The 19,656-nt window shown below is 68.6% G+C and carries 20 protein-coding genes; 9 read left to right on the plus strand and 11 right to left on the minus strand.

The genetic code is table 11. From position 1 onward, the window contains the following. The first annotated feature begins 54 nt into the window (after positions 1-54). Genes FEK34_RS27205 through FEK34_RS27215 form a run of 3 tightly spaced genes read left to right on the plus strand, consistent with a single transcriptional unit; the run spans position 55 to position 1,713 of the window. Complete coding sequence (locus FEK34_RS27205) at positions 55-378, plus strand: hypothetical protein (protein WP_138452441.1); 324 nt, start codon at positions 55-57, stop codon at positions 376-378. Then, the gene (locus FEK34_RS27210) at positions 356-871 is read left to right on the plus strand and encodes a DUF6879 family protein (RefSeq protein WP_138452443.1); all 516 of its coding nucleotides are present in this window, start codon (positions 356-358) and stop codon (positions 869-871) included. Before FEK34_RS27205 ends, FEK34_RS27210 begins: the two co-directional genes overlap by 23 nt. Next, complete coding sequence (locus FEK34_RS27215) at positions 868-1,713, plus strand: helix-turn-helix domain-containing protein (protein ID WP_138452445.1); 846 nt, start codon at positions 868-870, stop codon at positions 1,711-1,713. The genes FEK34_RS27210 and FEK34_RS27215 overlap by 4 nt, the downstream gene beginning before the upstream one ends. Before the next feature lie 198 nt (positions 1,714-1,911). Here the strand turns inward: FEK34_RS27215 and FEK34_RS30245 are convergent, their stop codons facing one another. Continuing rightward, complete coding sequence (locus FEK34_RS30245) at positions 1,912-2,082, minus strand: hypothetical protein (protein WP_171048425.1); 171 nt, start codon at positions 2,080-2,082, stop codon at positions 1,912-1,914. A gap of 223 nt (positions 2,083-2,305) precedes the next feature. On the opposite strand from FEK34_RS30245, the gene FEK34_RS27220 reads away from it, so the two are divergent. From FEK34_RS27220 to FEK34_RS27230, 3 genes are read left to right on the plus strand one after another with little or no spacing between them, the layout of a single operon-like run. Beyond that, positions 2,306-2,671 carry a hypothetical protein gene (locus FEK34_RS27220; RefSeq protein WP_138452639.1) on the plus strand — a complete coding sequence of 122 codons (366 nt, stop codon included), beginning with the start codon at positions 2,306-2,308 and terminating at the stop codon, positions 2,669-2,671. After that, entirely contained in the window at positions 2,616-3,152 is a 537-nt protein-coding gene (locus tag FEK34_RS27225; protein ID WP_138452448.1) for a DUF6879 family protein, read from the plus strand. The genes FEK34_RS27220 and FEK34_RS27225 overlap by 56 nt, the downstream gene beginning before the upstream one ends. After that, complete coding sequence (locus FEK34_RS27230) at positions 3,149-4,000, plus strand: helix-turn-helix domain-containing protein (protein ID WP_138452450.1); 852 nt, start codon at positions 3,149-3,151, stop codon at positions 3,998-4,000. Before FEK34_RS27225 ends, FEK34_RS27230 begins: the two co-directional genes overlap by 4 nt. A 25-nt stretch (positions 4,001-4,025) precedes the next feature. On the opposite strand, the gene FEK34_RS27235 is transcribed toward FEK34_RS27230, so the two are convergent. The 5 genes from FEK34_RS27235 to FEK34_RS27255 form a co-directional block, all read right to left on the minus strand. Beyond that, positions 4,026-4,943, minus strand: coding sequence for an alpha/beta hydrolase family esterase (locus FEK34_RS27235; RefSeq protein ID WP_138452452.1), 918 nt, complete (start codon positions 4,941-4,943; stop codon positions 4,026-4,028). A 194-nt stretch (positions 4,944-5,137) separates the two neighbouring features. After that, positions 5,138-6,004 carry an SDR family NAD(P)-dependent oxidoreductase gene (locus FEK34_RS27240; protein WP_249359660.1) on the minus strand — a complete coding sequence of 289 codons (867 nt, stop codon included), beginning with the start codon at positions 6,002-6,004 and terminating at the stop codon, positions 5,138-5,140. A gap of 136 nt (positions 6,005-6,140) precedes the next feature. Then, complete coding sequence (locus FEK34_RS27245) at positions 6,141-6,374, minus strand: hypothetical protein (protein WP_138452456.1); 234 nt, start codon at positions 6,372-6,374, stop codon at positions 6,141-6,143. Next, positions 6,371-6,586 (minus strand): hypothetical protein, encoded by a 216-nt coding sequence (locus FEK34_RS27250; RefSeq protein ID WP_138452458.1) that lies wholly within the window; start codon positions 6,584-6,586, stop codon positions 6,371-6,373. The genes FEK34_RS27245 and FEK34_RS27250 overlap by 4 nt, the downstream gene beginning before the upstream one ends. Before the next feature lie 348 nt (positions 6,587-6,934). Then, the gene (locus FEK34_RS27255; protein WP_138452459.1) at positions 6,935-9,265 is read right to left on the minus strand and encodes an FdhF/YdeP family oxidoreductase; all 2,331 of its coding nucleotides are present in this window, start codon (positions 9,263-9,265) and stop codon (positions 6,935-6,937) included. A 374-nt stretch (positions 9,266-9,639) separates the two neighbouring features. Between FEK34_RS27255 and FEK34_RS31315 the strand changes: the two genes are divergently transcribed. From FEK34_RS31315 to FEK34_RS27270, 3 genes are read left to right on the plus strand one after another with little or no spacing between them, the layout of a single operon-like run. Further along, positions 9,640-10,875, plus strand: coding sequence for an FUSC family protein (locus FEK34_RS31315; RefSeq protein ID WP_138452461.1), 1,236 nt, complete (start codon positions 9,640-9,642; stop codon positions 10,873-10,875). Between the two features lie 12 nt (positions 10,876-10,887). After that, positions 10,888-11,814, plus strand: a complete 927-nt coding sequence (locus tag FEK34_RS27265; protein ID WP_138452463.1) for a LysR family transcriptional regulator — start codon at positions 10,888-10,890, stop codon at positions 11,812-11,814. Positions 11,815-11,851: 37 nt separating this feature from the next. Then, on the plus strand, positions 11,852-12,487 hold the full coding sequence (locus tag FEK34_RS27270) for a DUF1345 domain-containing protein (RefSeq protein ID WP_138452465.1): 636 nt from the start codon (positions 11,852-11,854) through the stop codon (positions 12,485-12,487). A 58-nt stretch (positions 12,488-12,545) separates the two neighbouring features. On the opposite strand, the gene FEK34_RS27275 is transcribed toward FEK34_RS27270, so the two are convergent. The 5 genes from FEK34_RS27275 to FEK34_RS27295 all read right to left on the minus strand — a co-directional run bounded on the left by FEK34_RS27275 (position 12,546) and on the right by FEK34_RS27295 (position 19,641). Further along, the gene (locus tag FEK34_RS27275) at positions 12,546-13,040 is read right to left on the minus strand and encodes a hypothetical protein (protein WP_138452467.1); all 495 of its coding nucleotides are present in this window, start codon (positions 13,038-13,040) and stop codon (positions 12,546-12,548) included. A gap of 236 nt (positions 13,041-13,276) precedes the next feature. Beyond that, positions 13,277-14,089 carry a MerR family transcriptional regulator gene (locus FEK34_RS27280; RefSeq protein WP_249359662.1) on the minus strand — a complete coding sequence of 271 codons (813 nt, stop codon included), beginning with the start codon at positions 14,087-14,089 and terminating at the stop codon, positions 13,277-13,279. A gap of 29 nt (positions 14,090-14,118) precedes the next feature. Further along, entirely contained in the window at positions 14,119-14,619 is a 501-nt protein-coding gene (locus FEK34_RS27285) for a VOC family protein (RefSeq protein ID WP_138452471.1), read from the minus strand. A gap of 44 nt (positions 14,620-14,663) precedes the next feature. Further along, positions 14,664-17,816, minus strand: a complete 3,153-nt coding sequence (locus tag FEK34_RS27290; RefSeq protein ID WP_138452473.1) for an acetyl-CoA carboxylase family protein — start codon at positions 17,814-17,816, stop codon at positions 14,664-14,666. Positions 17,817-18,225: 409 nt separating this feature from the next. Continuing rightward, on the minus strand, positions 18,226-19,641 hold the full coding sequence (locus FEK34_RS27295) for a phytoene desaturase family protein (protein ID WP_138452475.1): 1,416 nt from the start codon (positions 19,639-19,641) through the stop codon (positions 18,226-18,228). Positions 19,642-19,656 lie beyond the last annotated feature (15 nt).

Below are 19,656 nucleotides of genomic sequence, written 5' to 3' on the forward strand. Positions count from 1 at the left end.
CCGCCGGGGAGAGATCGCACTGACGGCGCGGGCTCTAGGACTGACGGTGCCCGAGTGTGCGCACCCGGCGGCGGGGCTGAAAGTGACGCTATGAGAGGCGAGTTCGGCATCGACAGAAAATTGCGCGATATTGCGCCGGATTGCGGCGCGCCGCAATGGCCGACGGTTGATGATGGAGGCTCACGCAGACCAAGGGAGGCCGGCACCTGCCTCGGCGCGTTGCTGCACGACACCGGGCACGGTACATTCCTGCTCACCGGCGATCCGGTCACCGACCCCGCAGCGCTCGCTCAGATGCGGTTGCCCGGCCACGAATCGGCGATCGAGGTCGGCGTCGGAGTGGAGCGGAGGCGCGATGCGGCACCTGTCGTTCGATGATCTAGCGGAGGCTTTCCGCACCCACCGGCGGGCATTCCACCTCGAAGTGCGCGACGACTACAGCGGCGTGGCAGGCGAAGCAGACCGAGTACGCCGATTCCTCGATGGCGAACCGCAAGACCCCGCGGCGAGCGCGCGATGGCATGCGCTCATGCGGGAAGTCACCGGTTCCGGCGCAGCAGTCCAGCGCGTCCGGGTGATCTCGGAACCGCACGGGGACTACACCCGATTCTCGATCGCGACCACCGCCGCCAATGTGACTGCGGGCGAGGACATACGGTGGCTGCCCCGGCGCGATGCGCCGCTCGACCTGCCCGATGACGACTGGTGGTTGTTCGACGAGGACATGGCAGCGTTCACGGTGTTCACCGCGGACGGCCGAGCGCTTCCCGGCTGGGTGGCGACAACAGATCCGGTCATCGTCGCGCACTGCGCGCAGCGGCGAGACGACCTGTGGGCGAAGGCAATCGAACACTCTGACTACGCCAAGTGACGAATGCGGGCGAAGCGCGCCGCGATCTGGGCGCCCGATTACGCGGGCTCCGGGTCGCGGCGCACCTGCGCGGTTATCAGTTGGCCGAGCAGGCCGGTTGGCATCCGGCAAAAGTCTCCCGGATCGAGAACGGTGCACAATCCACCTCGGAAGACGATCTGGCAATCTGGTGCCGGATCACCGGCGCCGAGGACGAGTACCCGGACCTGCTGGCCACTGTCCGCAACATATCCGCGGCCTGGACTGAATGGCGCCGCATCGTCGGACTCGGCTACACCAATCACCAACGCCAGATCAGCGGCATCGAGGAACGCACCGAACTTCTTCGCGGCTACGACCCACAGGTGTTCCACGGTCTACTGCAAACGGCGGACTACGCCCGCGCACTCATGGCCGCGGGTATGTCGTTCCTCAACACCAGCCGAGACCTGGATCAAGCCGTCGCCGCACGGATGGACCGCCAGCGGGTCCTGCATCAGGGGAGGCACCGCTTCTATCTGCTGGTCGGCGAGCAGGCGCTGCGCACGACCGTCGGCGGCGATGAGGTGATGGCAGGCCAGCTCGCCCATCTGCTCGAGGTGATGAGCCTGCCTCGCCTGGTGTTCGGCATCGTCCCGGCCAGTAGCGCGTTCTTCCGCCGAACCACCGATTTCGTGATCTACGACCGGCGCAAGGTGCTGGTGGAGACCATCACCGCGGAGTCGACCATCACCCAGCCACGCGAGATCGCCCTCTACGAGAAGGTGTTCACGGCGTTGGCCGAGCAGGCCGTGCACGGGGACGCGGCGCGAGAACTCATTGCCGCCGAATTGTCGCGGCGAACAAGCCACCCGACGAACTGATGCGGCGGGACTCCGCGGAAGCCTCGACGCGAAGGCGACGGCCGTCCTCCTCGTCGGCTAACGGTGCGGTAGCCCGATCCACCAGGGCGGAGAGCACCACCGCGCCCGGCAGCCGCTCCCCCGTCCAGCCATCGGAGTACACCGGCGACCACGTCCCGTCGTCCCACTGCACCCAGCACTGTGGCTCATCCGGGTCGATCACCGCAGGTACCTTTCGGCGCGCCGGTCCGGGACGACCACCCCGTGGTCGACGAGCGTCTGGTACGCCTGTCGTTTCTCGGCGCAGCTGTCGAGGCTGCATCGCCGGTGGTCCTGCATGATGTCGTGCGCGGCGCCGATTGTCAGCCGGCGTTCACTGTGCTCGGGCATCGGAGACCCCTGTGGTGTGTCGGGTTGTGGATTCCACCCGACGCCGAGGAGGTCGACACCCGGCGCCGGGGGTGTGCAGCACGCTATGAACGAAGCGCCGGGCCGGTCTACGAGTTTGCTAAAACTTGCCGATTTCGGCTGTTCTGCGAGTTTGTCGAGATATGGTGCGAGAGCATGGAATCAGCACGGAAAGCCCGTGCACAGCGCTTCGAGGGGACAGGCCATGCGTGTGAGGTTTCTCGGCAAGGGCGGATCCGGTACCAACGACTGCCCGTCGCTGTATGTGACCGACGAGGACAGCTATATCGTTCAGGGGTGGGAGACGAACGAGCCGGGCACGGTAGAGATACCGCACCTGTTGACCGGGTTCGTCGAGCCGCGAAAGTTCCTCGGTGCGACGCTCGTCGATACCGGCAGAGGAACATTCCTCGTGACCGGACCGCCGGTGACCGAACCCGATGTGCTGGCGCAGCTCACGCTGGCCGACGGTGAAGCGGCGATCGAAGTACCCCGGCAGGAGAGGACGTTCTACGGTGCAACTGCTACCCGGCAATCCATGGCCCGAGTTGTTCGGCCGCTGCCGGCGTGAGGCCTTCCATCTGGAGGTGCGCGACACCTACGCGGTGCCGAGTGAATCCGAACCGTTCCGGCGGTTCCTCGACGGCGAGCCCGACGACAACGCATGGTTCGAATCCTGGGGTCGGCTGATACGCGAAACCACCGCACGCGGCGTGAAGGTGACGCGCGTGCGGGTGGTCACGGTGCCGCACTCGGATTACCAGCGCTGGTTGCTGGCCTTGAGCGCCTTGAACACAGAAGCGGGAGAAGACATCCGGTATCTTCCCCGGCATCTGGTGGATGCGGCCGCTGTTCCGTTGGATGACTTCTGGCTGCTCGACGACGAACGCGTAGTGTTCAATCTGGTGAATGAGCAAGGCCGCGCTGCGGGCTGTTCCGCACTGAGCGTCGATCCGGCAACCGTCGCCCGGTGCCGACGCGTGAAAGAACAGCTCTGGGCGCTGGCGACACCGTATGCGGAGTACCGCTCAGCGAGCACCACAGGACGGTGACCAGCTCGATACAGCAAGCCAGGGAAGCTCTCGGGGCACGGCTTCGAGAGCTTCGCCGGCGCGCCGGCATCACCGGCCGTGACCTCGCCCGCCGGGAGGGATGGCACGAGTCGAAGGTCTCCAAGATCGAGTACGGCAGGGTCAAACCGTCCGATGCCGATGTGCGGGCCTACTGCCGCCACACCGGGGCGGCCGACCAGCTGGACGATCTACTCGCCAGTGTGCACAACCTCGATGCGGCGTACCTGGAGTACCGGCGCCAGCATGTAGCGGGGCTCAGGCAGGGTCAACGCCGCTCGATCAAGCGTGCCGAGCAGGCCGATATCGTGCGGATCTTTCAACCGCACGTCATTCCGGGCATCGTGCAGACCGCCGAATACGCCGAAGCGATCCTCCGGCACGCGGTCGCGTTCTACCGGCTTCCCGACGACGTGGACGAAGCGGTGGCCGCACGGATCGAACGCCAGCAGCTGCTCTACCGCGGGCATCGGCGGTTCCACATACTCGTCGCCGAACAGGCATTGCACAACACCGTCGGCGACGACGCGGTGATGGCGGGCCAGCTGGACCGGCTGCTGGCGGTACTCGGCCTGCCACGCGTGCGAATCGGCATACTCCCGGCCGATGCCGAACTGCCCATGCAGGTAACGAACTTCGTCATGTTCGATGATCAGCTCGTTCAGGTCGAAGCACTGACCGCGGAGTTGTCCATCACTCAGCCGCGTGAGATCGCGGTCTACGGGCGGGCCTTCGACTTGATCGCCGGGCACGCCGTCTACGGCGCCGATGCGCGAGAACTCATTGCTGGGCAGGCCGAACGCCGCGGCGGCGGTAGTCGGTGCGACTAGCAACAGCACCGGCTACCGCCGTCCCCTACGGCAACCGATTCCCGTCGAACAACTCCCACATCCGATTACGGATGTGCGCACCCGCGGGGTCGGCGGGCCAGTCGTGGGCCTTGGTGACGTCGTCGGGGCCGTCGTAGAGGCGGTAGACGACTTCGGTTCCCGCGGCGCAGTCGAAGCGCTGGCCGCGGAGGACGCCGGGGCCGGTTTCGGAGTGTTCGGTGCCGCAGTTGTTCATCGTGCGCCAGTGGTCGCGGTGTTGCTCGGCGAGCCATTGCCAGATGATGGGGTCGTTGTCGTTGACCATGACGGCGTAGGAGATCGGCCGGGTGGCGGGGCAGTCGGCGGCGTCCCATGCGCCTTTCGCTCCCGCCCAGACGGCGGCGGAGGCGATCCAATCGGTGCCCTCGCAGGCCATGCGGGTGGTCATCTGGCCGCCGTTGGAATGACCGACGAAGTGGACGCGCTTCGGGTCCACGCAGTAGGTGCCTGCGATGTCTTCGGCAACACTGCGCAGGTAGTCGACGTCGGGGCCGGTGTCGCGGGCGAACTCCCAGGCCCATTTGCCCGCGCCGCCATCGGGTTTGCTGCCACGCGGGTAAGCGACGATCACCTTGTTGGTCTTGGCGAAGCCGGTCCATCCGGACTGACCCTCGAACTTGGCCGGATTGCTCTGCCCGCCGTGCAGGGCGATGATCAGCGGTGCGGGGCCGGTGAGCCCTGCGGGCACGAACAGTCGGTATCGGCGCACTTCGCCGGTCGAGTCGGCGAGGTCTCGTTCGATGGCGTTCTCACCGGTCGGCGTGGTCGAGCACGACGGCCCCGGCGGTGGTAGCGGTCCCGGTCCGGCCGCGTGTGCTTGTGGCCCGGCCACGGTGGTTGCGGCGAGCGTCGCCCCGGCGACGACCACGAACAGCCGCCTGATCCGCGATGTCCATGACTGCATGTGTGAACTCCCTTGCGCAGTCGGATTTTTCCGCTCTCACAACACAGTCACCGGAGGCTGCGCGCAAGCCCGCAATGTCGGCGGGTTGCCGGTGCGCGCTGTCGCTCGACGTGCCGTTCACGGAAGCAGCGTCGCCGGTCTCTACACCGGGCAACGACGACGGCGACACCGATATCGGACGGTAAGGCGAGACCTCAGTCGATGACCGCGTCGGAGAACACCGGTGGGTCGCCGAGGAAGGGGCGATGTGACGGCGGATGTTGCCCCTCGGTGTCCGAGACGCCCAGCTCCTGCGCGATTTCCGCGCCGACGAGCACCTTGCCGCTGCGCTTCATCAAGTCCGGATCGCGGGCCAAGGCGTCGATGACGCGGCCGGTGAACTCCGGGGATTCGGCGGTCGCGGCCAGGCCCTCGTAGGCGCCCGGGTTCGCGGCGAAACCGGCCAGTGTACGTTCGGTTGTGAGCAGGCCCATCCAGATGGAGACGACCGCGACGTTCCACGGCCGGAAGTCGACCGCCATATCGTGGGCCATCTTGTCCACCGCGGCCTTGCCCGCACCGTAGGCCGGGCCGTGCATGTAGCAGGTGCCACCGAACGACGACGTATTCACCACCAGGCCGCCACCATTGGCGACCAGCAGCGGCGCGGCGTAGTAGCTGCTGACGTAGCTCGAGCGCATGCCGACGTCGAGCAGGTCGAGCAAGGCCAGCGGCTTCTCCCAGAACGGGCCCTTGTCGGTCAGGCCGTCGGGCACCGTGAAGGCATTGTTGACCAGGATGTCCAGCCGCCCGTGTTTGTCGCGAAGGTCGGCGAAGAGGGCCTCTACCTGGGCGTCGTCACGGTGGTCGAGCACCACCGGCACGCCGCGTCCGCCGCGACGGGTGATCTGCTCGGCGGTCGCGAACACGGTGCCCGGTAGCGGCGACTCGCCTTCGGTGCGCGTGCGGCCGGTGACGTACACCGTGGCACCGGTCTCCCCGAGCGCCAACGCGATTCCCTTGCCTGCGCCGCGACTGGCACCGGTGACCACCACGATCCGATCCGAACTCAGACCCACCATCGACTCCATCCGCCGCCGGTAGGACCACGTCCGTGGTCCACGTCTCATGCACTGAACCGCCTCGGCAGGACATGGCAGATACCGCTTCCCACTGGGCGGGAGATGGAACCCTGCGGGCGTCCGCGTCAGCGGCGGTTCACGGCGGGCCTTCGCCCTCGCCGAGCTCCGATCCGGTCGATTCGATATCGGTGACCGAGAGCGGATCGACGTCGATGTAAGGGCCGACCAATTCCCCGGACGACGGTGCAGCGCCGAGTATTTCGGAGATCCTGACCGGGTCGCCCGTCCACCCGTCGGCGTACACCGGCGCCCACGATCCGTCCGCCCATTGCACCCAGCTCTGCGGCTCGGGCTCGTCAGGTGCCCTCATGGCAGCGTCGCCAGGTACAGGCGCGCGGCGCGCAACCGATCACAGGTGTCGAAACGGCATCCGAGGCGTTCATGGATGCCGACGATGCCGCGCGCGTGCGCTTCGGTGAGCAGGATCGGCACCTCATGGCAGCGTTCATAGGCGGGATCGTCGGCCGAGCGGGGTGCGGCGCTGCTGTCGGATGAATCGCCGGGTGGCTCTACCCCCTGCACTGATCACCACCCGGCAGGTCGGCCGCGCGATCGGAACCAGCTGTCGCCGAGGTCGGCATGTTCGTAACGGCCTCTCCCGCACGGACATCGAGCGCACGTCCGAGCGTTGTCGTCGAGAAACTCACGAGCAGGTCGGCCGCCGGTTGGCGATGGCATACTGGAGCCCATCGCCTCCGGTCGACCGGGCGCGTTCCCCGTGGGGCCCGCAGGGGACAACTTCGACTAGCGTTGCTCAAGAGTAACTGAGAACCCGTCACTGCGCGAGAATTCCCGCAAATAGTGGCCCAATGATGTTTGCCGACCAGTAGCCATTCGGAGCGGGAGTGCGGTCGCTGGTACCTCGGACGCTCAGGTCGAACGCTGGACCTTCACCTTCACGTTCTTCATGATCGGCTGATCACTTTGAGTGCTCACATCGCCGATCGCGCACAAGACATTCATTTCCGGCATGTACCCCGCCGCGCAGCCGGGTGGGATGTCGTACGGGATGACCTTGTAGTTGCGCAGTGAACGGGTGCTGCCGTCACGGGCGATGCTGGTGATATCGACCTCGTCGAACTGGCGCAGACCGCGCTCACGCATATCGTCGGCGTTCATGAAGATCAGCGTGCGCAGGTTCTTGACGCCGCGGTATCGGTCGTTGCCGGAGTAGATGGTGGTGTTCCACTGGTCGTGCGAACGCATGGTGGCGAGAGTGAGGGTATCGGGTTCCCGGGTGAGGTCGGGCAGCGCGGCGGCCGAGAATTCGGCGCGACCGGATGGGGTGCGGAACACCAATTCGCGTGCGGGCTGGCGGATCCGGAAGCCGAGCGGCAGCCGGACGCGGCGATTGAAATCTTCGAAACCGTCGAGCACCTGGGCCATCGTGTCGCGGATGCGGTCGTAGTCCTCGACGTAGTACTCCCACGGTGTCGCGCTGCCGGGCAACGCGGCGCGGGCGATGCCGGCGATGATCGCGGGCTCGGACATCAGGTGCGGTGAGGCCGGCTTCTTCATCCCGCGCGACAAATGCACCATGCTCATCGAGTCCTCCACCGAGGTCTCCTGGATGCCACCGCGCTGTTCGTCCTTCTCGGTGCGGCCCAGGCACGGCAGGATCACCGCGCGCCTGCCGTGCACGAGGTGGCTGCGATTGAGTTTCGTGCTCACCTGCACGGTCAGTTCGCAGGTGCGCAGCGCGTCGAAGGTGTAGGCGGTATCGGGTGCCGCGATCGCGAAATTGCCGCCCATACCGACGAAGACCTTCACCCGGCCGGCGTGCATGGCATCGATCGCTCCCACGGTGTCCAGGCCGTGCGCGCGCGGCGGATCGATCCCGCACACCTGCGCCAGCCGGTCCAGGAACGCGTCCGTTGGCCGATGATCGATACCGCAGGTGCGGTTGCCCTGCACATTGCTGTGCCCGCGCACCGGCGACGGTCCCGCGCCTTCCCGGCCCAGATTGCCGCGCAGCAACAGCAGATTCACGATCTCGCGGACGGTGTCGACGCCGTGCTCATGCTGGGTCACCCCGAGACACCAGCTGATGATGCTGCGGTCGGCGTCGCAGTAGATCCGCGCCGCCTTGCGGATATCGGCCACCTCGACACCGGACTGCCGTTCGATATCGGTCCACGACGTCGCGTCACACACCGCGCGATACTCGTCGAACCCGTGCGTGTACCGCTCGATGAATTCGATGTCGATCGCCTTCGGGTCCGACCGCGCCTGTTCCAGCACCGCTTTCGCCATCCCACGCAGCAACGCCATATCGCCGCCGATGCGCGGCTGTAGATTCAGCGAACTGGTCGGCGTGGCGCGGAAGGTGGCCATCTGCACGAAATCATGCGGGATCATCGCCTTGCGAGCGGCCGCCTCCACCAGCGGGTTGATATGCACGATGTGCGCGCCGCGCTTGTGCGCCTCCACCAGCGCGGTCAGCATGCGCGGTGCGTTCGAGGCCGCGTTGACGCCGAGGATGAACAGGGCGTCGGTGGTTTCCCAGTCCTCGAGATCCACGGTGCCCTTACCCGTGCCGAGCGCCGCTTGGAGCGCTCGGCCGCTGGCCTCGTGACACATGTTCGAACAGTCCGGCAAGTTGTTGGTGCCGAGTTCGCGGGCCAGCAGCTGATACAGAAAGGTCGCTTCGTTGCCGAGCCTGCCCGAGGTATAGAAGGCGGCCTGGTTCGGGTCGTCGAGTTCGCGCAGGGTGCGGCCGATGAGTTCGAACGCCTCCTGCCAGCTGATCGGGACATAGCGGTCGGTGGCGGGGTCGTAGCTCATCGGCTCGGTGAGCCTGCCCTGGTTCTCCAGATCGAATTCGCTCCACCGCGACAGCTCGCTGACGGTGTGCGTGGCGAAGAACTCGCGGTCGACCCGCTTGTGGGTCATCTCCCAGGCGACGTGTTTGATGCCGTTCTCGCAGATGTCGAGGTGCAGGCCCTTCATATCGTCGGGCCAGGCGCAGCCCGGACAGTCGAATCCGCCGTCCTCATGGTTCATCTTCAGGATCGCGTGCGGTCCGGCGATCCCTTCGCCTTCGCGCGCCAGGAACCTGGTCACGCTCTTGGCCGCGCCCCAACCGGCCGCCGGGTGGGTGTAGGGCCGGAATTCGGGTTCGGGCTGCTTGTCGCGGCCGCTCGGCCCCTCGTCCGGTGCGGATCCCGCGCGGTCGGCATCGGTACGAACACGATCGGCCATGACATATCCCTTCGACGGTTCGAACGCGGCTCTCACCGGTTCGAGATTTGCGAAGCTGCTGAATGTCGTGCGTTCAGAATCCTCGTCCCGATTCCGGCGCGACCGCAATACCCACCGGATCCGGGCGCGGCGGCCACCACCTCGACCGCCAGTGTTCAGGGCGCTCGGACCCGCTGTCCAAGACGAACTTCCGACCGGTCGATAGGCAGCGCTTATCACCGCCGGTCGCACCGGAAATCGCCGCCGGAGATCGGATAACCGCAGGTTGACGGCTTGCGATGGGCTCGGGCACGCTGATCCACCGCACCGGGTCACGCGTAGCGACCTGGCAACACTGCCGTCATCGCGCCCGCGATGCGACCTTCGGAGGATTCGTGCCGACCACGCGACCACGGCCGCGTCCGCTCACCCAGCGCCTCGCCGGCGAGATCGATCATCATCTGCCCGCCGTCCGGGTGTTCGCCGGACTGGCGATTCCCGGGCTGATGCTGATCGCCGCGGGCCGGACCGATCTGCTCATCTACGCGGTGTTCGGGTCCTTCACCGGCATGTACGGCTATGCGGAGGCGCCGAGGCAGCGGCTGATCCACCAGCTGGAGGCAGCGGTCCTGCTGGTCGGCGGCGTCGCGGCCGGCATCGTGCTCGGTCGCTCACTCGCACCCGCATGGCTGCTGGTGGTGGCGGTCGCGCTGTTCGGCGCCGCCGCCTCACCGCTGACCGATCGGCTGGGACTGCGGCCGGAGGGCCCGTTCTTCGGGATCTTCGCCTTCGGCGCCATCGCCATGGTCGCCGGAACACAGGACGATCCGGTGCAGGCCGTGGCGATCTGCGCGGCGACCGCCGGACTGTGCGTGCTGGTCGGTTACCTCGATGCGATCCGGCGGCCCGGCACCGAGGCGAGCGTGGCGGCCCTGCCGCGCCGGACCGGGACCGCATCGCTGGTGCAGGCCGGGCGCTATGCGACGGCCATCGCGGTGGCGGGCGGGATCGGGCTGCTGCTCGGTGTGGGGCATGCCAATTGGGCGATGGCCGGCGCCGCGGTGCCCTTGGTCGCGGCCGACCGCAAGGGCGGGATCCAGCGGGGCGTGCACCGGGTGGTCGGCACCTTCGCCGGTCTCGCGGTCACCGCTCCCCTGCTGATCCCCGGCCCGAGCGCGACCGTACTGGCGCTGGCGATCATCGCGTTGCTGTATCCGACGGAGCTGTTCATGGCCCGCCACTACGCGGTGGCGCTCGGCTTCTTCACACCGCTGATCATGTTGATGACCGAGCTCGCCGATCCGGCCGATCCCCTGACCATGCTGAGCGACCGGGCCGTCGACACGCTCCTCGGAGTCACCGTCGGTGTCGCGGTAGCGCTGCTGATCCATCAACCGGGCGCCACGCCGCCCGCCGTCACCGCGGCGATATGCGAACTCGCGCATACTGGCGCCATGACTTCCGACAACGACGCCTGGTACTACTGCCTCGAGCATCATCGCGCCGAGCAGGGCAAGAACTGCTGGGTCGGCGACCGGATGGGGCCCTACCCCGACCAGGCGACCGCGGAGAACGCCCTGGAGATCGCCAAAGCCCGCAATCGCGTCGCCGACGCCCAAGACGAGGACTGATCGCGGTAGCGCATGCTGTTTCGCCAGCTCGAGTACTTCGTCGCGCTCGCGCGCGAACGTCACTTCGCCCGCGCGGCCCGCGCCTGCTACGTCTCCCAGCCCGCGCTGTCGGAGGCGATCCGCAAGCTCGAACGCGAGCTGGAAGTGCCGCTGGTCCGGCGCGGGCGCACCTTCGAGGGGCTGACGCCCGAGGGTGAGCGGCTCGTGCTGTGGGCGCGGCGCATACTGGCCGACCACGATGCGCTCAAACACGAGGTGACGGCCCTGCGCACCGGGTTGACCGGGCAATTGCGGATCGGCGTGATTCCGGCGGCGTCGGGCACCGTCGCGCTGCTCACCGATCCGTTCTGCACCGCACACCCGCTGGTGCGGGTGCGGCTGGAGACCAGCCTGCGCTCCCCCGACATCGTCGACCGGATCCGGCGCTTCGAACTCGATGCCGGGATCGTGTACGCGCATGGCATCGAAACCGGCGATCTCACCGTCACCCCGCTCTACGACGAGCGGCATGTCCTCGTCGCGGGCGCCGAATTGCTCGCGGGGCGCGCGGACGCCATCACCTGGGCCGAGGCATTGGAGATGCCGATGTGCCTGCTGCACAAGGGGATGCACGGCCGTCAGCTCATCGACGACGCCCTCGCCACCCGCGGCCTCACCGCCGCCCCGCAACTGGACAGCGATTCGGTGGTGGCCATGCTCGCGCACGCGGGCACCGGACGTTGGGCCTGCGTCGTGCCGCAGCCCTGGCTGCACACCCTGCGACCGCCCGCAGGCGTGCGGGTGCTCGCACTCGACGATCCTGCCGTGGTCGCGCGGATCGTCCTGGTCACCCATGCGGGCGAACCGAGTTCGGTACTGACCAGGGCGCTGACGGAGACCGCGAGTTCGGCGGGCATCGGGGAGACGATTCGGCGGGCGTCCGGGCGGCTACCGATGTAGCTACGTCGCGGCAATCCGATCCGTACAGTGAACGAGCATGAGGACTCGGATCCTGCGATCCGCCGTCGGTCGACTCGTCGGCGCGGTGCTGGTCGGTGTCGTGATCGGCGCGCTGGTGGGCCGTCTGACCGAATGGCCGCTGGGGGTCCTGGCCGGCATCGCCACGGCGGACACGCTGTTCGTCGTCGTCGGCTGGTTCGCGCTGTGGCCGATGGATGCCGCGCAGACCCGCGCGAACGCGCGACGCGAAGACTTCCGGCCTGTTGTCGAGGAGCTGTCGGTGGTCGGCGCCGCGTCGAGCGGGCTGATCGGCATCGTGGTGATCCTCGTGCTCGGCGATTCCGGCGCAGGCGAGCTGGCGGCCGCGCTCGCTCTCGGCGGGGTCTTCATGGCGTGGGCCGCGCTGCATCTGATGTACTCCGCCCGCTACGCCTACCTGTTCTACGAATCTCCTGTCGGCGGCATCGATTTCAACTCCGACGACGCGCCCGCCTACCGCGACTTCCTCTACTTCAGCTACAACCTCGGCATGACCTATCAGGTCTCCGACACCGACGTCTCCAGCTCACGGATCCGGGCCATCACCCTGCGCCACAACCTGCTGTCCTACGCCTTCGGCACCGTCATCCTCGCGACGACGATCAATCTCGTCGTGGGAATCGCCACCGGGTGATCGGCCGGCTCCCTGCGTCACCGGCGCACGAGTGGGGCGGCGGGCGAGGAGACTGCGTTCAGCTAGGCGTGCCCGGGCGCATGACGGCCAGCGCCGCATCGGGTACGAGTTCGCGCGGCAGGATCTCGCGGCGATGATCGGTGTAGCGGAGCACGACGACCGTCTCCCGAATGTCGACGGATTCGATCTCGTCGTATCGGTGGCTGTCGGCGTCGTCGGCAGTGCCGGTGGTGACGAAGTCCTCGAAGTACCGGGCCTGGATGACCGAACCCGTGCGGGCGTGCAGGGTGGTGGTGCGCAGCGCGGGGCCCAGCGGTAGCGCGAGCGCCATGAGGGTCATGAGCACCGACAGGAACACCGGCAGATACAGACCGCCGACCGGCGCGACGACCACCCAGATACCGAGCCAGATGATGACCAGGGCGCCCAGCACGGGACGCCCGATCACCGACCGGAGGAAGGTCAGCACGATCCGTCGCGAGGTCGCGCGGTCCACGACCTGCTCCAGGTCGAGCCATGGCGTCTGGGTCGCCACCGGCTGTTGCGCGTCCATGTCGTCCTCCGTATCGATGCACCCAGACCCTACCCATGCCGGAAACCGGGACAAAACGGGCACCGATCGTTCGGGTGTCAGCGACCGAGCACAGGTCGGCGCCGGTCTCGCCCACCTACCGACCTGCGCGCACGCACCGGACTGCGACGCACACGCCTACACCTCGCATCCCCTCGCGACGTGACCGGCCGCGACCGGTCACGAGCCGTCCGGGTCGCGCATGGCCCGATGCCCGCTCACGCCCAGGTCGCGGTCTCCGGGTCGACGCCGTGATGGCGGGCATTCGCGTCGATGATGTCGTGCAACCATACGGTCAGGCCGGGCGCCAGGCCGTCGTAGAACTCGGTGTACCCCGCATCGTCGACGTACCTGCGCGCCAGGCAGACCTGCATCGCATGAGTGCAGTCGAAGTACACCCCGATCGAGGCCCGATGCCGTTCGGCCAGGTCATCGGCTTCCGCGCTGCCGGGCCGCACGCCCCGGCGGCAGGCGGCGGCCAGGTCCGCGTTGAGCGCGTGGACGGAGTCGGCGATCTGCTGCCACTGGCCGGGTGTGCGTTCGGCTGCCCGCTCGGCGTACTGCGCCCACTGCGCGGTGTCGCCCCATTGTTCGCGGGCCCGGCCGACCCATTCCGGCTGCCAGTGCTTGCCGAACATCGCGACCTGCTCCTGGTCCGACAGCAGGATGCCGGACTGCCTGGCCTCGATCATGCGGTCGAGCGCCGCGCCCATCCGTTCCAGTTCGGCGATGCGTTCGCGCAGGTGGTCGCGTTGGCGGCGCAGCGAGTCCGTCGCATCGGCCGACGGGGAGTCGAGCAGGCCGGCGATCTCGGCGAGCGGCACCCCGAGCTCCCGGTAAACCAGCACGCGGTGCAGCCGGGTGAGGTCCGCGGCGGTGTAGAGCCGGTAGCCGCCGTCGGTGCGGGCGGACGGACTGACCAGGCCGATGGCATCCCAGTGGTGCAGGGCGCGGACTGTCACGCCCGCCCGCGCCGCGACCGCACCGACGGTGAGACCTGCCTCGACGTCGTGCGCTGCCGGATCCGCCACACCGCCCAGTGTGGCAGCGCCACCATTCGTCATTCGCGGGTGATGCCGATGTCGCGCAGATGCTGGGCTTCGGGGCTGTCCGGGTCCCAAGGTCGCGCCGCCGTCATGATGACGCGGGTGTTCTCCGGTGTGCGGACCTCGAGCTCCACCGAGTTCCACGGCGTCTGCCGGGGTCCGGTGGTCGAGCCGGGAACGAGTTGCTCGCAGGCGGCCGCGATCTCCTCGATCTGGTTGAGCACGCACGAGAAACTGACGGTCGATCCTGCCCCATCGGCGGCCCGCTCGCCGGGCACGAGCAGCACATCCTGGAAGGCCCATCGGCGCAGGTGGGTGACGCGCCCGGGCGCGGTGAAGAAGTCCATGAAGCCGAGGCCACGGACCCAGAAGTCCACCGAGGCCGCCAGATCGGGTGTCGGCGCGGTGACGAACATGGGCATTCCGTAGACGCCGCGGTACAGCTCGGGCGGTTCGGCGTCGGGTCCGGGGACGGGAACGGGGCTGATCTCGAAGGCGTCGTAGAGGTCGGTCATGCCGTCATCGTCGGGCCTGACGCTACGTGAGGGTCAAGTCGGTTTCAGAGCGTGCTGATCCAGCGGCGGGAGTCCGCCGGATCGATGACGTCGTCGAGCTCGAGCAGGGTCGCGGCGTTGAGCGCCTTGCCGTTGGCGTAGGCGAGTTCGACGAGGTTGTCGAAGGTTTCCCGGCGCTGCTCGGGATCCTCGATGGCGGCCAGTTCCTTGGCGAAGCCGAGGCGCACCGCCCCTTCCAGGCCCATGCCGCCGATTTCGCCGGTCGGCCAGGCGACCACGAAGCGCGGCGCGCGGAACGATCCGGCGGCCATTGCCTGCGCGCCGAGCCCATAGCCCTTGCGCAGGATGATCGTGCCGAAGGGCACCGTGAGGGCGGCGGCGTCGATGAACAGGCGGGCGAACCGCGTCACCACGCCCTCCTTCTCGATATCCGGCCCGACCATGAAACCCGGTGTGTCACACAGGGAGACGATCGGCAGGCCGTGGGTGCCGCAGAGCCGCAGGAAGGCGCTGAGCTTGTCGGCCGCGGGGGCGTCGATGGCGCCGCCGAGGTGGTGGCAGTCGTTGGCGATCACGCCGAACGGCCTGCCCTCCACCCGCATGAGGGCGGTGACCATGCCGGTCCCCCAGTCGCGGCGCAGTTCCAGCACCGAGCCGAGGTCGGCGATGGCCTCGATGGCGGCGCGAATATCGAAGGCGCGCAACCTGTTCTCGGGCACGATGTGGCGGGCCAGGCGCGGATCGGGCGCCTCCCACTCGTCGGCGGTGCCCTGGAAGTACGCCAGGTACTTCCGGGCGAGGGCGACCGCTTCGGCTTCGTCCGCGGCGACGACATGCACCACTCCATTGCGGCGCTGCACGTCGATGGGCCCGATGTCTTCGGGCTTGTAGACGCCGAGGCCGCCGCCTTCGATCATGGCCGGACCGCCCATGCCGATATTCGCGTCCGGGGTGGCGATGACGACATCGCACATCCCCAGCAGCGCGGCATTGCCGGCGAAGCAGCGCCCGGACACGATGCCGATCAACGGGACTCGCCCCGACAGCGCGCCCATGGCGCGGAACGTGGTGACGTCCAGGCCGGACACACCGGCGTAGTCGGTGTCGCCGGGGCGTCCGCCGCCGCCCTCGGTGAAGAACACCACCGGCAGTTCGCGTTCGCGGGCGAGTTCGAGCATGCGATCGGTCTTGGCGTGATTGCGCATGCCCTGGGTGCCGGCGAGCACGGTGTAGTCGTAGGACATCACGACCGCGCGGGAGGTGTCCGTGCCGAATCGGTCCGCGTTGATGGTGGCGATCCCGGCGACGAGCCCGTCGGCGGGGGTGTTCGCGATGAGGTCTTCGGTGTTGCGGCGGCGGGTCTGCGCGGCGATCGCCAGGCCGCCGTATTCGACGAAGCTGTCGGCGTCGACCAGGTCGGCGATGTTCTCGCGGGCGGTGCGGCGGCCGAGGCGATGACGTTTCGCGACGGCGTCCGGGCGGGCTTCGTCGCCGAGGATGTCGTGCCGCCGGCGCACTTCGGCGAGGTCGTCGCGCACCCGGTCGAGGTCGACGGCTGTCGTTTCCTCGCCGCAGCCGTCGTGGTCGGCGTCGGTGACGATCAGCAACACGGCGTGCGGATCGACCACCTCGCCCGCGGCCACAGCGGGCCGCAGCACGCGCAGCGGACGCTCCGCGCGCACCACATGCTGCATCTTCATCGCCTCCAGCACCGCCACCTCGGCGCGGGCGGGCAGCACGGACCCCGGCGCGGCCACCGACACCACGGTCGCGCCCATCGGGGAACGGACCACCCACTCGTCCGCGGCGAGGTCGATGGTCACCTGTTGCTGATCGGTCGCGGCCGGTGTGGCGTAATCCGCTGCGCGAGTCAGTAGTTCGCCGGTCGATCGTTCGAACCAGCCGGTGGATACCGGCCCGTCCAGGGTGTCGAGAATCGCGCGCAGCAGTGCGATATTGGTGTCGACGCCGGCGATGGTCATCTCGGCGAGGGCGTCGCGGCAGCGGCGCATGGCGCTGTCCAGCGACGGGCCGCGGGCGATCACCTTCGCCAGCAAGGAATCGAAGCGGGTGCCGTGCCGCATACCGGCATGGACGGCGGTGTCGACGCGGACACCGGCACCGGTCGGCGGGCCGAACTGGGTGATGGTGCCGCTGGTCGGCAGCAGGTCGCCGTCCGCGGCGACGAGTTCGGCGTTGACGCGCGCCTGCACGGCGTAGCCGCGCGCGGGATGGCCGAGGTCGAGTTCGGTCAGCGTGCGCCCGAGCGCCAGGTCGAACTGGATGCCGACGAGGTCGGTACCGGTGATCTCCTCGGTGACGGTGTGCTCCACCTGGAGCCGGGGGTTGACCTCGAGGAACCATCCGTCGGCGCCCGCGACGAGGAACTCCACCGTGATCACGCCCCGGCAGCGCACCGATTCGGCGATCCGCACCGCATCGCGATGCAGCCGTTCCCGCAGGGCGGGCGCGAGCGCCGGTGCGGGCGCGATTTCGATGAGCTTCTGATGGCGGCGCTGCACACTGCAATCGCGGTCGCCGAGCGCCATCGCATGGGTGCCGTCGGCGACGACCTGCACCTCCACGTGCCGGGCCTCGGCGATCAGCGCTTCGGCATAGACGGTGGCATCACCGAAGGCATTGCGCGCCTCGGCGCGGCAGCGTTCATAGACGGCCTCGACCTCGTCGGCCGCGAACACCATCCGCATCCCGCGCCCGCCGCCACCCGCCGCGGCCTTCACCATCACGCCGTCCGGATGCGTCGCCAACAGGGCGGCGATATCGGCGGGACCGGCCGCCCGCGTCGCAGGCAGCACCGGCACACCCGCCTTCTCCGCCGCTGCCCGCGCCGCCACCTTGTCACCGAACGTGCGCAGCACCGCCGGTTCCGGACCGACGAAAATCAGCCCCACCCCCGCACACGCTCGCGCCAGATCCGCACTCTCACTGAGGAACCCATACCCCGGATGCACCAGCGCACCCGGGCCGGCGCTGCGAGCCGCCGTCACAACAGCGTCGACATCGAGATAAGCCGCCGCCCCCTCACCGGGCAACCGCACGGCCGCATCGGCCAGCCGCACCGCCGCCGATTCCGATTCCTCCCCGGTATGCAGCACATGCGTGCGATACCCGCGCTCCCGAGCGGTCCGCACGATACGAACGGCGATCTCGCCCCGGTTCGCGACGACGATGTCCATGACACCGCATCGTCATCAATCTTGACGTCAATGTCAATAATTGCCGGTTCCACGGCCGCTGGTTCTCGATCTGCGGCGGGAGCGGCGAGCGAACGAGTAGTCCACTACGCGTGATTCGCGCCCGCGCCGAGGGCACCGTGGGTTCGGCCACACACCAGCGGCACCGGGACGGCCGGCGGAACCTCCCGGTGCCGGACCCTCGGTGATCCGGCTCGGGCGGCAACGAGCGCGCGCCCGCGACCGAGCCATGGACCACCGGGACCCTGGACCTCGACGCCGGCCACGGCTTCGGCGATCGTCACCGGAACACCGGCGACGCAATCGACGATGACCGGGCGGCGTCGAGGTCCCGGAGGGGATGCGCGGCGGTACCTACCGGTTGACGGGCGTCGAGATCGCCTTCCCGGACTCACCGGCGCAGCCGGGCCAACGCATCCTGTGCCGCGTGGTACCCGCACATTCCGTGCGCGCCGGGTCCCGGGGCGGTCGAGGCCGAGCAGATGTACATCCCGGGAATGCCCACCCGGTAGGGGCTCAGCGATATCCGCGGACCGAAGACCAGCTGGCGGACGTCCTTGGCGCCGGTGATGATGTCGCCGCCCACGTAATTCGGGTTGTAGGAGAACATTTCGGTGGTGGAGCGGCTGGTGGTGCCGATGATCCGGTCGCGGAAACCGGGTGCGAAGCGTTCGATCTGAGCGATGATCGCCTCGGTGGCATCGCCGGTGTAGCCGTGCGGGACGTGCGCGTAGGCGTAGAGCGGGTGGATATCGCCGACAGAACGCCCCGGGTCGGCCAGGTACTGCTGGCCGACCAGCACGAAAGGCCGCTCCGGCATCCGTCCGGCATGGACGTCGCGTTCGGCGGCTGCCACCTCCGCGTAGTCACCACCGAGGTGCACGGTGCCCGCACGCCGGGCCGCCGGATTGGTCCACGGCACCCCGCCCTGGACGGCGAAGTCGACCTTGAACGCCCCCGGTGCGCGCCGGAAGCGGCGGTAGGCGCGGGCAACCCGCGCGGGCAGCCGGTCACCGAGAATGCCTGCCACCGCACCGGGTTCGAGGTCGAACAGCGTCACATCGGCAGGCGGGAGCTGGGCCGCCGAGACGACGCGGACGCCGGTCTCGATCTTGCCGCCCAGATCACCGAGCAGCGCGGCCAGCGCATCGGTGATGGCCTGCGAACCACCTTCGGCCACCGGCCATCCGTGCCGGTGCCCGGCCGCGATGATGCCCATGCCGATCGCCGCGGTCATCGGATAGTGCAGCGGACGGAAGGTATGAGCGGCGACACCGCCGAACAGTGCGCGTCCCGGCGCTGTCCGGAACCAGCGCGCCACCGTCGAGGCGGGCAGCACGGTGGGCGCGCCGAACCGGGCCAGGGTCAGCGGATGACGGGGCAGGTGCAGCAGCGGCACCATGATGTCCTCGGCGAGGGCATCGAACCGGGCCGCGGGACGGGCGAACGCCGCCCGCCAGCGGGCACCGTCAGCGCCGAGGCCGGCGGCAGTGGCCTCGACGGAGCGGTACAGCACCCCGGCCCGGCCGTCATCCACAGGGTGCGCGCAGTCGATCTCCGGCCACCGCCAGCGCAGGCCGTAGCGTTCGAGCCCGAGACCGGCCAGCAGCGGCGACGCGACGGCCATCGGGTGGATGGCGGCGCAGTGATCGTGCACCAGGCCGGGCACGATCGCCTCGCCGGAGCGGACACCGCCGCCGACCTGCTCGGCGGCCTCGAGGACCGTCACCTGCGCGCCTTCGGCGGCGAGGGTGACGGCGGCGGCGAGCCCGTTCGGCCCGCCTCCGACCACGACTGCGGTACTCATCCTGGTTCCTCTCCT

This window comes from Nocardia cyriacigeorgica (assembly GCF_005863245.1).
Lineage (GTDB): Bacteria > Actinomycetota > Actinomycetes > Mycobacteriales > Mycobacteriaceae > Nocardia > Nocardia cyriacigeorgica_C.

Excerpts from the sequence above, each read along its gene's own strand:
- FEK34_RS27210 (WP_138452443.1), top strand. The coding sequence starts at position 356 with ATGCGGCACCTGTCGTTCGATGATCTAGCGGAGGCTTTCCGCACCCAC.
- FEK34_RS27285 (WP_138452471.1), bottom strand. The coding sequence starts at position 14,619 with ATGACCGACCTCTACGACGCCTTCGAGATCAGCCCCGTTCCCGTCCCC.
- FEK34_RS30245 (WP_171048425.1), bottom strand. The coding sequence starts at position 2,082 with ATGCCCGAGCACAGTGAACGCCGGCTGACAATCGGCGCCGCGCACGAC.
- FEK34_RS27220 (WP_138452639.1), top strand. The coding sequence starts at position 2,306 with ATGCGTGTGAGGTTTCTCGGCAAGGGCGGATCCGGTACCAACGACTGC.
- FEK34_RS27275 (WP_138452467.1), bottom strand. The coding sequence starts at position 13,040 with ATGGACGCGCAACAGCCGGTGGCGACCCAGACGCCATGGCTCGACCTG.
- FEK34_RS27255 (WP_138452459.1), bottom strand. The coding sequence starts at position 9,265 with ATGGCCGATCGTGTTCGTACCGATGCCGACCGCGCGGGATCCGCACCG.
- FEK34_RS27240 (WP_249359660.1), bottom strand. The coding sequence starts at position 6,004 with ATGGTGGGTCTGAGTTCGGATCGGATCGTGGTGGTCACCGGTGCCAGT.
- FEK34_RS27245 (WP_138452456.1), bottom strand. The coding sequence starts at position 6,374 with ATGAGGGCACCTGACGAGCCCGAGCCGCAGAGCTGGGTGCAATGGGCG.
- FEK34_RS27295 (WP_138452475.1), bottom strand. The coding sequence starts at position 19,641 with ATGAGTACCGCAGTCGTGGTCGGAGGCGGGCCGAACGGGCTCGCCGCC.
- FEK34_RS27290 (WP_138452473.1), bottom strand. The coding sequence starts at position 17,816 with ATGGACATCGTCGTCGCGAACCGGGGCGAGATCGCCGTTCGTATCGTG.
- FEK34_RS27265 (WP_138452463.1), top strand. The coding sequence starts at position 10,888 with ATGCTGTTTCGCCAGCTCGAGTACTTCGTCGCGCTCGCGCGCGAACGT.
- FEK34_RS27270 (WP_138452465.1), top strand. The coding sequence starts at position 11,852 with ATGAGGACTCGGATCCTGCGATCCGCCGTCGGTCGACTCGTCGGCGCG.
- FEK34_RS27235 (WP_138452452.1), bottom strand. The coding sequence starts at position 4,943 with ATGCAGTCATGGACATCGCGGATCAGGCGGCTGTTCGTGGTCGTCGCC.